Genomic DNA, 15,703 nt, shown 5'->3' with positions numbered 1-15,703 from the left:
TTGCGAAGGGTGTTGCCTCACAGCCTAATTCGGGTTTCAATGCGCGTCCAACACAATTCAGCGGTCCATCGATACGGCAAGTGCATTGATGTTCGACGCGATGTCGGCGACCCGGCCGACGAACGTGTGCTGCGTGACGCCCGACGAGTGCGGCGTCATCAGCACGTTCTCCAGCTCGCGGAACGGCAGTGAGCTGGGCTCACCACGTCCGTCCGGACCCGGGTAGCTGTACCAGACATCGATGGCTGCGGCGGCGATCTCGTTGCGAGACAGGGCGTCGAACAATGGTCGTTCCTGAATCAACGGGCCTCGGCCGACGTTGACGACGATCCCGTCGCTTCCCAGACTGCGCAGTTCCTCGGCACCGATCATGCCGCGGGTGTTCTCGTTCAGTGGTGCGGATACCACCAGCACGTCGGCGAAGTCAGCCAACTCACCGAGACCTGCTGTGTCCGAGACCCATCGAAGACCATCGGCGGCGGCCTGTCCGCTGCCGGTGACGGCAGCACCGCTGGCTCCGTATGCGCGAAACAGCTGCCAGGTCTGCCGGCCGATGTGCCCGAAGCCGACGAACCCGATTCGCGCACCGCTCAGCGACAACGGCTGAGGGATGGTCGGGTCGTACACGGACGTGGCGAACACCCCCGAGCGGAGGGCGCGGTCCTGCTGCAGAAACTTTCGTCGCAACATCACCGTTGCCGCGACGACGTATTCGGCAATCGACTGTTCGTGGTGAAAGGTGTTGCAGACCTGCACGTCAGGCCGCATTCCGAAACGATCCACGTTGTCGGTACCGGCACCGGCAACGTGAACCATCCGCAGCCTCGGGGCAGCGGCCCCCATAGCCGCGCTGAACTTGCCGCCGACATAGACGTCGGCGTCGTGGAGATGAGCGATCACGTCCTGCTCGTCGAACGGAACACTCCACACCACCTCGGCGTTCGCCGGCAGACCCGCCTCGAACTGCTCGCGATGTGGCACGACGTTACGGTCACCGACGACGATCTTCATCGACGCACCGGAACTCATCGAGCCAGAACTCATCGAACGAGAACTCATCGAACGAGGGCCGGGCGCTTGCTGTCGAACGTCCAGCCCTCGATGAGGTACTGCATGCCGATGGCGTCGTCTCGGGCCCCCAGTCCTTCCTTCTGGTACAGCTCGTGCGCCGCGTCGATCTGCTCGAAGTCGAGTTCGACTCCCAGACCGGGCTTGTCGGGCACCGTGAGGTAGCCATCCTCGATCGTGAACGGCTCCTTGGTGACTCGCTGGCCGTCCTGCCAGATCCAGTGGGTGTCGATGGCGGTGATGTTCCCGGGAGCTGCTGCTGCGACGTGCGTGAACATCGCCAGAGAGACGTCGAAGTGGTTGTTGGAGTGCGATCCCCAGGTCAGACCCCACGCGTCGCAGAGCTGAGCGACACGGACCGAACCGGCCATCGTCCAGAAGTGTGGATCGGCCAACGGGATGTCCACGGCACCGGATCGAACGGTGTGGCCCATTTCGCGCCAATCCGTTGCGATCATGTTGGTCGCGGTCTGTAACCCGGTGGCCCGCTTGAACTCCGTCATCACCTCGCGGCCCGAGAAACCGCCCTCGGGGCCGACGGGATCCTCGGCGTACGCCAGCACGTCACGCAGCCCGCGGCAGGTCTCGATCGCATCCTTCAGCAACCAGCCGCCGTTGGGATCCAACGTGATTCGCGCCTCCGGAAAGCGTTCGGCCAGAGCACGCACAGCGGCGGCCTCCTCGGCTGCCGGCAGTGCACCACCCTTGAGCTTGAAATCCTGGAAACCGTAGCGTGCCTGCGCAGCCTCGGCGAGGCGCACGATCGACTCCGGATCCATCGCTTCCTCGTGCCTGATCCGCAGCCAGTCCTCGGCTCCGGCCGCCTCGTCGGCGCTGCTCCGGTACGCGAGATCGGTCTTGTTGCGGTCGGCGACGAAGAACAGGTAGCCCAACGCCTGCACCTTCTCGCGCTGCTGCCCGTCGCCCAACAATGCCGCGACACTGACGCCGAGATGCTGACCGAGCAGATCCAACAATGCCGATTCCACCGCGGTCACCGCATGAATGGCGATCCGCAGATCGAACGTCTGCGCGCCGCGGCCACCGGCATCGCGATCTGCGAACGCGCGACGCATGCCGGCCAGCACCGCGTTGTACCGGCCGATGCTCTGTCCCTCGACCAGCACACGCGCGTCCTCGAGCGTCTGCCGAATGGGCTCTCCGCCCGGCACTTCACCGACGCCTGTGCGTCCGTCCGAGTCGGTGAGCACCACGAGATTGCGAGTGAAATACGGCGCGTGCGCGCCGCTGAGGTTCAGCAACATGTCGTCGTGACCGGCGATGGGAATGACACGCATGTCGGTGACGACGGGGGTGCTGTTCTGCGAGTTCATGATCGGACCCTCTCGGCCGGTGGAATCGAATTCTATTTCTTCGTGGGTACTGCAGCGTCGATGCTGTCGGCTGCGGCTACGACCCCGCGCGGCTTCTTGATGAGAAGGACCGACAGCGCTGCGAGAGCCGACGCGCCGGCGAGGGCGTACAGACCCCACGTGACCGACCCTGTCGCTTCCTGGATCAGTCCGAAGCCGAACGGCGCGACGAAGCCTCCGAGATTGCCCACCGAGTTGATGACGGCAATGGCTGCCGCGAGAACCATCGGGTGCAGCGTCGACTGCGGGATCGACCAGAACAGCGGGCTAGCGCTCTTGAATCCCATTGCGGCGACGCACAAGAAGATCAGCGCGATCCACGGTGTGGCCACCGCGGCCAACAATGTGCCCACTGCGGCGGTCACCAGGGCGACGATCAACAGGGGTCGACGGTTGCCGGTCCGGTCACCGATCTTGGACATGTAGTACATCGCGAAGACCGCGCAGATCCACGGCAGCGAGGAGAGCAGTCCGACGGTGATGTCGTTCGTCCCGTCGATTCGGCGAACGATGGACGGTAGCCAGAACGTGTTGGCGTAGATGGAGAGCTGGATGGCGAAGTAGATCCAGATGAACAGCAGCAGCTTGGGATCGAGCAGCATCTTCCACCGCGACCGCCCGTCCCCCATACCGGACGTGCGGGCCTTCTCCGCTTCTTCGACGGCAATGGCCTCGTTGAGATCCTTCTTCTCCTCGGCCGTGAGCCACTTGGCGTCGGTGACGTGGGAGTCGATGACGAAGTAGGCGATCACGCCGACGACGATGGACAGCAGCCCCTCGATGCCGAACAAGTACTGCCAACCCCGAGCTCCGAAGAGTCCGTCGAGGGACAGCAACGGACCGGACAGCGGCCCGGAGATCGCTGCGGCCACCGAGGAGCCGGCCACGAACAACGCGGTGGCTCGACCTCGATGACTGTTGGGAAGCCACTTGGCGAAATAGAAGATGATCGCCGGGAAGAACCCGGCTTCGGCGGCTCCGAGAAGGAATCGCAGGATGTAGAACATCGTGGAGCCGTTGACGAATGCCATCGCGAACGAGATGGCACCCCAGCTGACCATGATCCGCGTCAGCCAGATCTTGGCTCCGAACTTCTCCATCATCACGTTGCTGGGCAGCTCGAAGATCGCGTACGCGATGAAGAAGACGCCTGCACCGAACCCGTACGCAGCGGCTCCGATACCGACATCGGCTTCCAGATGCTCGCGTGCGTAGCCGATATTCGACCTGTTGAGTTGATTGCAGATCAACATGATGATGAACAACGGGACGACCCGCCGGAAGATCTTTGCGACGGCAGAGTCGACCGCCGGCGTCGGCGGGAGAGTGATCGGCATCGATCACTCCTTTCTGTAGCTGGGGCGTTGTTCCGTACCGGACAGGCCAAGTGACATACGCAGACCTCGAAGCATCCAGTGACTCGGCTCACAAGCGACAGTAGGGCCACGGATCGATTCACGTCCAACACCATCTGTGCATAGATCGATGCTGAAACGGCATCCGAGTAGACGTGCGGGCTCGACGAGGCCAGCCGGCCGGTCGATGCCGAAGGTGCATCGAAACCGACATCTTTTGACTTGGACATGTATCGATCCGGCTCCTACCGTGGTGAGCTATGAGCCAGGTCACGACCTCGGCATCACTGCACGCACCGCTACACAGCCCTAGGAGTCACCCCATGACAGCGTCGACAACACAGTCCACCGACCTCACCGGTCGGATGATCATCGCCGGCGTTCCGGTATTCGGTGCCGGGACGCAGATTCACGGGATCGACCCCAGCACCGGCGAGAATCTCGAACCCGCCTACGGTCACGGCGACGACTCGGATGTCGAGCGGGCCTGTGCCGCAGCGGCCGACGCCTTCGCCGACTACCGCGCCACTTCCTCGGAAACTCGCGCACAATTCCTCGAGACCATCGCCGACAACATCGCAGCCCTGGGCGATGCACTCATCGAGCGCACTGTCGCCGAGTCCGGACTACCGCTGGCACGCATCACCGGCGAGGTCGGCCGCACCACCGGTCAACTCCGCCTGTTCGCTTCGGTTCTGCGCGAGGGCAGTTGGAACGGCGCCCGCATCGACCCGGCTCAGCCCGAGCGCAGCCCGCTGCCGCGTGCAGACATCCGCCAGCGCAAGATCCCGCTCGGGCCGGTTGCCGTGTTCGGTGCCAGCAACTTCCCTCTCGCCTTCTCCGTCGCAGGCGGAGACACCGCGTCCGCCCTGGCTGCCGGCTGCCCAGTGGTCGTCAAGGCACACGACGCTCACCCGGGAACCTCCGAATTGGTCGCCCGCGCCATCACCGACGCGATCGTCTCCACCGGAATGCCCCCCGGCACATTCTCGTTGCTCTTCGGATCCGGCCGCGGACTCGGCACCGCGCTGGTCACCGACTCCCGCATCAAGGCCGTCGGATTCACCGGATCACGTTCGGGTGGAACAGCTCTCGTCGCCGCTGCGGCGGGTCGTCGTGAGCCCATCCCGGTGTACGCCGAGATGAGTTCCATCAACCCGGTGTTCGTCATGGACGGTGCGCTCGCCACCCGTGGAGCCGAATTGGGCCGTGCGTTCGTCGCATCGTTGACGATGGGCTCGGGTCAGTTCTGCACCAACCCCGGTCTGGTCATCGCCGTCGACGGTCCGGGCTTGCAGTCGTTCACCGACGCTGCCGCCGCCGCCGTGCAAGAAGCCGCACCCTCCACGATGCTGACGCCGAACATCGCCTCTAGCTACGCCGAGGGCGTGCGAACACTGTCCGACGCAGTGACGGTAGTAGCTCGGGGATCCGACACCGACGCCCCGAATGCCTGCCGCGCAGCACTGTTCGACACCGATGCGGACACGTTCCTCACCTCGGAGGCAGCGCAGGCCGAGGTGTTCGGCGCGTCGAGCCTCGTCGTGCGCTGTGCAGATGCCCAGCAGGTTCGGCGGGTGGCGGCACAGCTCGAAGGTCAGCTCACCGCAACCGTTCATGCCGATGAATCCGATCATTCCGAGGCCGGAAAGTTGCTGTCGGTGCTCGAACTCAAGGCCGGCCGAATCCTGTTCGACGGATGGCCCACCGGAGTCGAGGTCGGCCACGCCATGGTGCACGGCGGGCCGTTCCCCGCGACCTCGGACTCCCGCACCACGTCGGTCGGATCGCTCGCGATCGAACGTTTCCTGCGCCCGGTCGCGTACCAGGACGTGCCGAAATCGTTGTTGCCCAACGCTATAGCGGACGGAAACCCGGACGGAATCTTCCGCCGCATCGACGGCCAGCTCACCCAAGACTGACACACCCCACCTAATTCTCGAGGAGACCCCCATGCTCGACGGAGTTCTGTTCTTCCCCGTCACCCCGTTCACCGCATCCAGTGAGGTCGATTACGACCTCCTGGCCGCTCATATTGCGAAGGGTGTCGACGCGGGACCCGGCGGAGTGTTCATCGCCTGCGGCACCGGCGAATTCCACGCACTCGAACTCGAGGAGTTCGGCAAGATCGTGCGCACAGCAGTCGACGTCGTCGCAGGCCGCGTTCCTGTCTACGCCGGTGCAGGCGGATCCGTCGCGCAGGCCAAGGCGTTCGCAGTCGCTGCGAAGGCCAACGGAGCCGACGGCATTCTGTTACTGCCGCCGTACCTGGTGACGATGCCGCAAGCCGGTCTGGTCAATTACACCAAGGCCGTTGCCGCCTCGTCGGATCTACCGCTGATCGTCTACAACCGTGGCAACGCTCGCTTCACCGAGGAGTCCGCCGTCGAGGTCGCACAACTTCCCACCGTCGTCGGATTCAAGGACGGCACGGGCGATCTCGATCAGGTCGGCCGCATCGTCCGCGCGGTACTGGACGCTCTGGAGCCGTCGGGCAAGCCCTTCCAGTTCTTCAACGGACTACCCACCGCCGAGGTCTCCCAGCAGGCGTACCGAGCGATCGGTGTCACGCTGTACTCGTCCGCGACATTCGCGTTCGCACCCGAACTGGCATTGGCGTTCTACCGGTCTCTCGACAGTGGCAACGAAAAGCTCACTGCCGCATTGCTTCGTGAGTTCTTCCATCCGCTCGTCCGCTTGCGCGACAAGGTTCCCGGATACGCCGTCTCCCTCATCAAGGCCGGCGTGACGATGGAGGGCATCGAAGCAGGGCCGGTTCGCCCACCCCTGGTGGACATCAGCGCACCGCACCTCGAGGAACTCACTGCGATCGTTGCCGCCGGCCGGGCCGTACTCGCAGACGAACTCGCAGTGCACTGATGCAGGATCCGGTTCTGATCACCGGCGCTCGAATCACTCCGATCGCCTTCGTCGATCCTCCGCTGCTCAACACCGTCGGCGTGCATCAGCCCTATGCGCTACGCGCCATCATTCAGTTGGACACCGACGCCGGAGTCGTCGGACTCGGTGAAACGTACGCCGACACTGCACATCTGGCTCGTCTCGACGCGGCCTCCACAGCCATCACCGGCCTGGACGTGTTCGCTCTCAACGACATTCGAGATGCCGTCGATACCGTTTTGGGAACCCTGTCGATCACAGGCGGAGACGGCGTCGCAGGCATGATCACCACGGCGAGCACCACCGATCGGGTGTTCTCCCCGTTCGAGATCGCGTGCCTGGACGTGCAGGGCAAGGTCCTGGGTCGACCGGTGTCCGACCTGCTCGGCGGCAAGGTTCGGGACTCGGTTCCGTTCAGTGCGTATCTGTTCTACAAGTGGGCAGCTCATCCCGGCCGGAAACCCGACGAATGGGGCGAGGCGATCGATCCGGACGGCTTGGTTCGTCAGGCCCGAAAGATGATCGACGAGTACGGCTTCGGAGCCATCAAGGTCAAGGGTGGCGTCTTTCCACCCGACGAAGAGATCGCCGGAATCAAGGCGCTCCGCGAAGCATTCCCGGAGCTGCCGCTTCGACTCGACCCCAACGCCGCGTGGACGGTCGACACGTCCATCCGAGTCGCTTCCGAGCTGGACGGCATCGTGGAATACCTCGAAGACCCGACACCCGGTCTCGACGGGATTGCCGAGGTCGCGCGCGAGGCGAAGATGCCACTGGCGACCAACATGTGTGTCGTCGCTTTCGATCATCTGAAGCCCGCGGTGGTGAAGGATTCGGTGCAGGTGGTGTTGTCCGACCACCATTACTGGGGTGGACTACAGCGATCGAGGTTGCTCGCCGGAATCTGCGAGACGTTCGAGATGGGGCTGTCGATGCACTCCAACAGCCACCTCGGAATCAGTCTGGCCGCCATGGTTCATCTCGCAGCGGCGACACCGAACTTGACCTATGCCTGCGACACGCATTGGCCATGGAAGAACGAGGATGTCGTCGTGCCGGGCGTGTTGAACTTCGTCGAGGGCGCAGTGGCCGTTCCCACCGGGCCCGGTCTGGGAATCGAGATCGACGAGGACGCGCTCGCGGCACTGCATCAGCAGTACCTCGACTGCGGAATTCGCGACCGCGACGACACCGGCTACATGCAGAGCATTGATCCGAGCTTCGAGAACACCTGCCCACGTTGGTGATCGGACTCTACGTCTGCAGCGGCGCGACGATGTTGACGAGCATCGTCGCGATCGTGGCGACGACTATGCGGCGATCCGCGGCGTAGCCGCTCTGGAACCAGGTCATCGCAGTGTGGCTGATTCCGCCGATCGCAGCCGTGGCGAGCAGGTCGACATCCATATCGGGGCCCGAGGGCACCTCACCCGCGAACGTGCGGAGGTAACCGAGCAGAAGTGTCCCGAATTGCTGCATCACCGTCAGATACGTCTGCTCGACGCGAGGACTGACCCCGAGCACCTCCATCCACACCACGCGGGCAAGGTGCGGGTCCTCGACAACCTGGAAGAACGGTTCGAGCAACTGCTTTGCAACGGCCCCGAGATCACCGTCAGGATCTACTTCTGCCATGGCTTCGGACACCGAGTCCGTCAGTTGCGCAATGCATTCTGCGTAGACAGCGAGCAGGAGATCCTCGGTCTTGTCGAAATACTGATAGAAGTGGCGGTCGGCGATCTTGGCCTCGCGGCACAGTCCGCGGACGGTCGCGGCGCGGAACCCGATGCTGCCGAACACCCGCAGGCCGGCGTCCAGAAGCTGCCGCCGCCTGCGGTCGTCGCGGTCGGCCGCGCTCTCACCGCCGTAGGCGCGGCCTGCCGCGTCGGACACTGTGCTCATTTCCGTCGGGCATCCAGTTCGGCAGTGAGCCGGATCAATTCGGCGTCCCGCTCCATCATGGTGTCCATGATCGGGTTGACGATGCCGCGCAGTATCGAGATCGGGATCCAGCGACCGGGCACAGCGATACGCGCAGCCCGCCGTCCGATCCCTCGCACGGCCACGCGGGCGAGCTTGTCCGGTGTGATCGGGCGGAGCAACGGAGTGGGAAAGGCTCGAGCTGTCATCGCCGTCGCGACGGTGTCGCCGCCGAATGCGACCTCGGCGATCGGAGTTGCCACCCACCCCGGATACAGCACTCCCGCTGTCGCTTTCGTGCCCGCGAGTTCCGTGCGCAGAGCACGACCGAGTTGTTCCACTGCCGCCTTCGAGGCCGCGTACGGTGCGTTCGCCAGCCCATTGAGGTAGGCGTATGTCGAGGAGGTGAGCAGCACGTAGCCCCCGGACTCGACGATGTGCGGCAGCGTTGCACGCACCGTGTTCCACACCCCGACGAGATTGACCCCGATGACTCTCTCGAAAACACCGTCGTCGACGGAACGGATGGTCGATGCCTGTGCACCGCTGGAGATTCCCGCGTTCGCCATCACGATGTCGAGCGTGCCGAACGTCTCGATCGCGGTGGTCACCGCTGCGTCGAGCTGCTCTCGCACGGTGACGTCGGCATAGGCGATTGCTACGCGCTGGTTGCCCAGCTTCGCCGCGACCGCGTCGAGATCGGTCGATTCCCTGTCGACCAGAACGATCGAGGCACCGCGTCGATGCAGTGCTGCCGCCACAGCAGAGCCGATGCCGCCTGCCGCTCCCGTGATCAGCGCTACCTGGCCCGAATGATTCTTCATGCCGACACCTCGTCTTTCGTCGTCATCTCGGTCGATGACCGGTGGATGTGATGGGCTTCCGGCCGAAAACGCTTGGCCCACCGGCGAAATGTGAAGCTGAATCCCGGGAACATGGCCACCACGTGCCCCGATTTCGATTGGTACCAGCTGTGGCAGCCGCCGTCCTTCCAGACGGTGCCCTCCATATCCCGGTGAATCTTCTCGGTGTACGCCTGCTCAGCGGCTTCGGTAACCTCGATCGCCAGCCCGCCGGAATTACGGACGGCATCCACGGCCCGCACGATGTACTCCATCTGCGCCTCGATGAGGAAGATCGCGGAAGTGTGCCCGATTCCGGTGTTCGGCCCGGTGACGACGAACAGGTTGGGAAAGCCGGGAATCGTGGTGCCGAGGTACGCGCGGGGGTAGGGATCCCAGACGTCCGACAGCGCCCGGCCGTCCCGCCCGATCACCGGATACGAGATGACCCCGTCGGTGGCGTCGTATCCGGTGGACCACACCAGCAGGTCTACGTCGACGTGTTCACCCGAGGTGGTCACGACCCCGGTTTCGGTGATCTCGGCAATGCCGTCGTTCTTGTCGTGCAGGGTCACGTTCACCTGGCCCAGCGCGGGATACAGCGTGTTGGACAGCAGCACCCGCTTGCACCCGATGGTGTAGTCGGGGGTGACTTTCGCCCGAAGCTCGGAGTCCGGAACCTGAGACTCGATGTGCTTCAGGGCAGTGCGCTGGGCCACCGCTTTCAGCATTCGCCGCGAGTACTTGAACCCGATGATGCGGGTCTCGAGGCTCCAGTAGATGCCGGCTCGTACCAGCCGTCGAATGGGTTCGAATCGCAGCAACTTTCGTTGCAACGGCGTGAATTCGCGGTCGTGACGCGGCATCACCCAGTGCGGGGTGCGCTGGAAGACGTGCAACGCCTCGACGTCGGGTTGGATTGCGGGGATCACCTGCGCCGCGCTGGCCCCGCTACCGACGATGGCGACCCGTTTGCCGCTGTGATCGTAGGAGGTGTCCCAGTCGTTGGTGTGGAACTGTTTGCCGCGGAACTTCTCTCGGCCCGAGAACTGCGGGATCACCGGAGTGCTGAGTGGTCCCGACGCGTTGACGACGAACTTCGCGGCGTACTCACCGCGCGAGGTGGTGATCAGCCAGTGATTGCCGACCCATTCGATCTTCTGCACGTCGGTATCGGCATGTGTGCGTTGCGGCAGCCCGTTGGACTCGAGCACGTGCTGGGTATAGCGCTCGAGTTCCTCCCGCTCGGCGAACATGCGCGACCACTCGAACGGCTCGGAAGCAATGGAGTAGAGCGGGCTCTGCACATCGACTGCTGCGCCCGGGTAGCGATTCTGCTTCCAGGTTCCACCGAGAAAGGGCCTTCGCTCGAGAATGACGAGGTCGTCGATATCGCGGTCGAGCAGGGCTTTGGCGGCGCACTGACCTCCGAAACCGCTACCGATGATCACCACGGTGTGAATATGCATGTCGACGAACCCCTCCCGCACGAGACGCAATCCGATGAAGCGCGTCATCACTTTAAAGTGATGACGCGCGATTCCGCAATGGCGGTTCGCTCACTGTTCACCACCGTCGGGCACTATCGGCGTCGTGCGCTGCCGTTCCGAGCAGCGCCGAACCGTCGAACGAAGGGTGCGTGACATGCCTACTGCGGTGTCCCTACCGGCGAACGCATCGCGACTGCGTCGCATCGCCAGAATCGCCGTGATCTCTGCAGCCGTACCGCTGGTTCTGCTGCCGACGGCAGCGACGAGCTCGGCCGAGACGCCCGCCGAGAATCTGCAATCTCTGACCGACGTTCTTGCAGAGCGTCTGGCCACCGCAGACAGCGTGGCCGCGGTGAAGTGGAAGACAGGCAGCCCGGTCAGTGATCCCGAGCGCGAGGCCCAGGTGATCGATACCGCGCAGAACGCGGCCATCGGGCTCGGACTTGCACCCGAACGCGCAGGGACAGTGGTTCGCGACCAGATCGAGGTGGGCAAGGCGATCCAATCGCTCCGCCTGGCCCAGTGGCACGCCGATCCAACCGGCGCTCCCGATGCGCCCACGGACCTCGCGCCGATCCGGGAACGCATCACGGCACTCACCTCGGAGCTGGTCACCCAGCTGGCGTCGAATGCGCAAGCCCTTCGATCACCGACGTGCTACACGGACCTCGTCCAGGCGGTCTATGCCACGAACACCGAACACGGCAGCGACGTCGTCCACGCGGCAGCCTTGGTTGCTGCGTCGCGCTCACTCTGCACCCCCTGAAGAACAAGTCTGTCGGCCGCGCGATCGACGTGGACGACCGCCTGTCGACGGCTCGAGGACGGCCATGACAAGGTCGGCATTCCGTCCTCGACAGGGAACATTGCGTGGATCTACGGACCGGGGTGAAATCCAGGTCGGGAGGCCCCCGTAGCGTTGACCACATGTCGAGATCACCACGTAACCGGAAATCCCCCGCCGCTCCGAGAAAGCGATCCTCGTCCGCACTGCAGGCAGGGCACCTTCGCGTGATCGCGACCGGCGGTCTCGGCGAGATCGGCCGCAACATGACCGTCTTCGAATACGACGGAAAACTGCTCATCGTCGACTGCGGCGTGCTGTTCCCCGAAGAGCATCAGCCGGGCGTCGACGTCATCCTCCCCGACTGGAGTTGCATCCGGGATCGCCTCGACGACGTCGTAGCGATCGTTCTGACGCACGGACACGAGGACCACATCGGCGGCGTCCCCTATCTGCTGCGCGAGCGTGGCGACATCCCCGTCATCTCGTCGCGGCTGACACTGCACTTCCTGGCGGCCAAGTTCGAGGAGTTCAGGGTCTCGACCACGCTGATCGAGGTCGAGGCGGGACAGACCCGGCAGGAAGGCCCGTTCGAGCTCGAGTTCATCGCCGTCAACCACTCGATTCCCGACGGTCTGGCCATCGCCATTCGTACCGACGCCGGGCTGGTGCTGCACACCGGTGACTTCAAGATGGACCAGTTTCCGCTGGACGGTCGGATCACCGACCTCCGTAGCTTCGCACGCCTCGGCGAGGAAGGGCTCGATCTACTCCTCGTCGACTCCACCAACGCCGAAGTGCCCGGGTTCATGGTCTCCGAACGCGACCTGGTCCCGGCCATCGAGAAGGTGTTCCGCGAAACGACGGGACGCGTGATCGTCTCGAGCTTCGCCAGTCACGTGCACCGCATTCAACAGGTACTCGACGCCGCGCACGCGCAGGGCCGCAAGGTTGCGTTCGTCGGCCGATCGATGGTGCGCAACATGAAAATTGCGACCGATCTGAGCTACCTCGACGTTCCCGACGGCCTCGTCGTGGACCTGCCGAAGCTCAATCGGCTTCCGGCCAACAAGATCACCCTGATCTGCACCGGATCGCAGGGCGAGCCCCTCGCGGCTCTGTCGCGGATGGCGTCGGGCGAGCATCAGATCAAGGTCGGCGACGGCGACACCGTGCTGATGGCGAGCAGCCTGATCCCCGGCAACGAGAACGCGATCTACCGCGTCATCAACGGCCTCGTCGACAAGGGCGCCCGCGTGGTGCACAAGGGCAATGCGAAGGTGCACGTCTCCGGTCACGCCAGCGCAGGCGAGCTCGTCTACTGCTACAACATCCTCGAACCCGCCAATGTGCTTCCCGTACACGGTGAATCGCGGCACCTGCGGGCCAATGCCGATCTCGCGATCAGGACCGGCGTTCCTCGCGATCGTGTGATCATCGCCGAGAACGGAAGCGTCATCGACCTGTACGACGGCGTAGCGCAGATCACCGGCTCCGTCCCCATCGAACTGATCTACGTCGACGGCAGTGCCGTCGGTGGCGTGACGGAGGATTCACTGGCCGAGCGTCGCCTCCTCGCGAACGAGGGCGTGCTGACCGTCATCGCGATCGTCGATCCCGACACCGGCCTGCTGGTCGACGACGTCGACTTCATCGGACGCGGATTCGCCCACGAGGCAAACGCTTTCGACTCGTTGGCCAAGGCGATCGGCAAGACCCTCACCCGCGAGAGCGACGTCAAGGTTGCCTCCCGCGAGAACATCGAGAAGCGCATCGTGCAGGAATCGGCCCGCTGGGCCAAGCAGACCCTGGGCCGTCAGCCCCTCATCGTCCCGGTGGTCGTGGACGGCTAGAGCTGGGCCGGTCAGATCTGGGCTGCTGCGCCGCGAGTCGACAGCACCTCGGTGAGTTCCTCGGCGTAGGCGAGCTGCCGCCGCAACGTGCGGCAGCTGTCCTCGGCCTTGGTGTGGCACTCGCGAACGAAAGCCGCGGCCGACGACCTCGCGTCGTCGGTCGCGTTTTCGTCACCGAGAACGTCGAGGGATTCCAGTAGCTGCTTCATCTCGGCCAACGTGAAGTCGAGTGGCTTCATCCGGCGAATGACGAGCAGGCGTTCGACGTCGGACTCGGTGTAGAGCCGGAAGCCGCCGACGGTCCGAGCAGAGGGCGTGACCAGACCGACATCGTCGTAGTGACGAACCGTGCGAATCGACAGCTCGGTTCGCTGAGCTACCTGCCCGATCTGCATGTGTACGCCGTCGTCTGCCATGTGCCGCCTCTCCTCGCCCGACCAACCACCCTAGTCAGTGCTCGGCGCCCAGGTTTCCACTGAGACGATCGTGCCGCTCGGTCGACGGCGCGTTCAGGCCGACGATCTCCACCGTCTTGCCCTTCGCCGCGTACTTGGTGGTGATGGCATCGAGGGTCGCGACGGTGGACGCGTCCCAGATGTGCGATTCGGACATGTCGATGACGACGTTCTTCGGATCTCCGACGTAGTCGAACTGGTAGATCAGATCGTTGCTCGACGCGAAGAACAACTCGCCCTTGACGGCGTAGACGCGGGTGTCGTCGTCGGGATGTGCGACGTCGACAACCTCGGTCAGGTGTGCAACCCGCCTGGCGAACAAGACCATCGCGGTGATCACTCCGACGACGACGCCGTACGCGAGGTTGTGGGTGACCACGGTGACAGCCACGGTGGCCACCATGACGAGAGTTTCGCTCTTGGGCATGCGGCGCAACGTCTTCGGGTGAATGCTGTGCCAGTCGAAGGTGCCGACCGACACCATGATCATCACGGCGACCAACGCGGCCATCGGAATGAGCGCGACGACGTCGCCGAGACCGACCACGAGGATCAGCAGGAAGGTGCCGGCGAGGAACGTCGAGATGCGGGTGCGGGCACCGGAGACCTTCACGTTGATCATGGTCTGGCCGATCATCGCGCAGCCGCCCATACCGCCGGTGAATCCGGTGACCAGATTCGCCACGCCCTGGCCCCAGCCCTCACGAGTCTTGTTGGAGTGCGAGTCGGTGATGTCGTCGACGAGCTTGGCCGTCATCAGCGATTCGAGCAGACCGACCAGAGCAATGGCCAATGCGAACGGCGCGATGGTCGACAGGGTGTCGACCGTGAACGGCACGTTCGGGATCAGGAACGACGGCAGCGAGGACGGTAGCTCGCCCTCGTCGCCCACGTCCGGGACGGCCAGCGCGAAGACGAGCGTGACGGCGGTGAGGATCACGATGGCGATCAGAGGTGCCGGCACGACAGTGGTGAGCTTCGGCAGGAAGAACATGATGAGCAGTCCGACGGCGACCATCGGGTAGACCAACCACGGCACCCCGATCAGGTACGGCACCTGTGAGGTGAAGATCAGGATCGCCAGCGCGTTGACGAATCCGACCATGACACTGCGCGGGATGAATCGCATCAGCTTGGCGACACCGAGGACGCTCAACACGATCTGCAGGACTCCGCCGAGGATGACCGCGGCGATGAGGTAGTCGAGGCCGTACTCGCGAGCCAAGGGGGCGACCACCAGGGCGATCGCTCCGGTGGCCGCGGAGATCATCGCCGGTCGACCCCCGACGATGGAGATGGTGACGGCCATCGTGAACGACGCGAACAGCCCGACACGAGGATCGACTCCGGCGATGATCGAGAACGAAATGGCTTCCGGGATCAACGCCAGCGCCACCACCAGTCCGGCAAGAACCTCGGTCTTCAATCGCCTCGGTGAGCGCAACGCACCCAGCACCGAGACGTCTTCGACGGCGGTGCCGGGCACCTGGGCAGCTCGAGACACGACGACTCCGTTCGATGGTGACGAGGGACGACAACCGGGATGGGCGTCCACTCCGCGAACAACTCTACTCTTACCGGAGAGAAGAGTAGCAATTGCCAGGGCTCTGACGTCGTACGCTAGATTCATACGAAAAGGCACGCCGAAACTTCCAGCGCGAT

The 15,703-nt window shown here is 64.1% G+C and carries 13 protein-coding genes; 5 read left to right on the top strand and 8 right to left on the bottom strand.

The features are described from left to right. Nucleotides 1–57 precede the first annotated feature (57 nt). The 3 genes from E4P29_RS18925 to E4P29_RS18915 are packed head-to-tail and all read right to left on the bottom strand — an operon-like array spanning nucleotide 58 to nucleotide 3,778. Nucleotides 58–1,011 (bottom strand): 2-hydroxyacid dehydrogenase, encoded by a 954-nt coding sequence (locus E4P29_RS18925; RefSeq protein ID WP_135046860.1) that lies wholly within the window; start codon nucleotides 1,009–1,011, stop codon nucleotides 58–60. A 44-nt stretch (nucleotides 1,012–1,055) separates the two neighbouring features. Continuing rightward, a complete protein-coding gene (locus E4P29_RS18920) occupies nucleotides 1,056–2,402 on the bottom strand; it encodes an enolase C-terminal domain-like protein (RefSeq protein ID WP_135046705.1) in 1,347 nt (448 codons plus the stop codon). Between the two features lie 32 nt (nucleotides 2,403–2,434). Continuing rightward, nucleotides 2,435–3,778 carry an MFS transporter gene (locus E4P29_RS18915; RefSeq protein ID WP_135046704.1) on the bottom strand — a complete coding sequence of 448 codons (1,344 nt, stop codon included), beginning with the start codon at nucleotides 3,776–3,778 and terminating at the stop codon, nucleotides 2,435–2,437. A 341-nt stretch (nucleotides 3,779–4,119) separates the two neighbouring features. Here E4P29_RS18915 and E4P29_RS18910 point away from each other — a divergent pair, with 341 nt between their 5' ends. The 3 genes from E4P29_RS18910 to E4P29_RS18900 are packed head-to-tail and all read left to right on the top strand — an operon-like array spanning nucleotide 4,120 to nucleotide 7,944. Next, on the top strand, nucleotides 4,120–5,718 hold the full coding sequence (locus tag E4P29_RS18910; RefSeq protein ID WP_135046703.1) for an aldehyde dehydrogenase (NADP(+)): 1,599 nt from the start codon (nucleotides 4,120–4,122) through the stop codon (nucleotides 5,716–5,718). 31 nt (nucleotides 5,719–5,749) lie between these two features. After that, the gene (locus tag E4P29_RS18905; protein WP_135046702.1) at nucleotides 5,750–6,676 is read left to right on the top strand and encodes a 5-dehydro-4-deoxyglucarate dehydratase; all 927 of its coding nucleotides are present in this window, start codon (nucleotides 5,750–5,752) and stop codon (nucleotides 6,674–6,676) included. After that, on the top strand, nucleotides 6,673–7,944 hold the full coding sequence (locus E4P29_RS18900; protein ID WP_167735554.1) for a glucarate dehydratase family protein: 1,272 nt from the start codon (nucleotides 6,673–6,675) through the stop codon (nucleotides 7,942–7,944). The genes E4P29_RS18905 and E4P29_RS18900 overlap by 4 nt, the downstream gene beginning before the upstream one ends. A 7-nt stretch (nucleotides 7,945–7,951) precedes the next feature. Here the strand turns inward: E4P29_RS18900 and E4P29_RS18895 are convergent, their stop codons facing one another. From E4P29_RS18895 to E4P29_RS18885, 3 genes are read right to left on the bottom strand one after another with little or no spacing between them, the layout of a single operon-like run. Next, a complete protein-coding gene (locus E4P29_RS18895) occupies nucleotides 7,952–8,599 on the bottom strand; it encodes a TetR/AcrR family transcriptional regulator (protein WP_135046700.1) in 648 nt (215 codons plus the stop codon). Then, nucleotides 8,596–9,441: an SDR family NAD(P)-dependent oxidoreductase gene (locus E4P29_RS18890; RefSeq protein WP_135046699.1), complete on the bottom strand. Its 846-nt coding sequence runs from the start codon at nucleotides 9,439–9,441 to the stop codon at nucleotides 8,596–8,598. The genes E4P29_RS18895 and E4P29_RS18890 overlap by 4 nt, the downstream gene beginning before the upstream one ends. Continuing rightward, entirely contained in the window at nucleotides 9,438–10,976 is a 1,539-nt protein-coding gene (locus E4P29_RS18885; RefSeq protein ID WP_245154400.1) for an NAD(P)/FAD-dependent oxidoreductase, read from the bottom strand. The genes E4P29_RS18890 and E4P29_RS18885 overlap by 4 nt, the downstream gene beginning before the upstream one ends. 127 nt (nucleotides 10,977–11,103) lie before the next feature. Here E4P29_RS18885 and E4P29_RS18880 point away from each other — a divergent pair, with 127 nt between their 5' ends. Both E4P29_RS18880 and E4P29_RS18875 read left to right on the top strand, forming a co-directional pair. Next, entirely contained in the window at nucleotides 11,104–11,715 is a 612-nt protein-coding gene (locus tag E4P29_RS18880; protein ID WP_052061535.1) for a chorismate mutase, read from the top strand. A gap of 161 nt (nucleotides 11,716–11,876) precedes the next feature. Beyond that, nucleotides 11,877–13,586 (top strand): ribonuclease J, encoded by a 1,710-nt coding sequence (locus E4P29_RS18875; protein ID WP_245154399.1) that lies wholly within the window; start codon nucleotides 11,877–11,879, stop codon nucleotides 13,584–13,586. Nucleotides 13,587–13,597: 11 nt separating this feature from the next. On the opposite strand, the gene E4P29_RS18870 is transcribed toward E4P29_RS18875, so the two are convergent. Together E4P29_RS18870 and E4P29_RS18865 are read right to left on the bottom strand one after the other, a co-directional pair. Then, nucleotides 13,598–14,002, bottom strand: coding sequence for a MerR family transcriptional regulator (locus E4P29_RS18870; RefSeq protein ID WP_135046698.1), 405 nt, complete (start codon nucleotides 14,000–14,002; stop codon nucleotides 13,598–13,600). Between the two features lie 34 nt (nucleotides 14,003–14,036). Further along, the gene (locus E4P29_RS18865; RefSeq protein ID WP_135046697.1) at nucleotides 14,037–15,545 is read right to left on the bottom strand and encodes a SulP family inorganic anion transporter; all 1,509 of its coding nucleotides are present in this window, start codon (nucleotides 15,543–15,545) and stop codon (nucleotides 14,037–14,039) included. Nucleotides 15,546–15,703 lie beyond the last annotated feature (158 nt).

Origin of the sequence: Rhodococcus sp. 1R11 (assembly GCF_004563845.1) — a bacterium.
Classification (GTDB): Bacteria; Actinomycetota; Actinomycetes; order Mycobacteriales; family Mycobacteriaceae; genus Rhodococcoides.
Note: the sequence above shows the minus strand (reverse complement) of the source record. Positions and strands in the feature narration are given on the sequence as shown.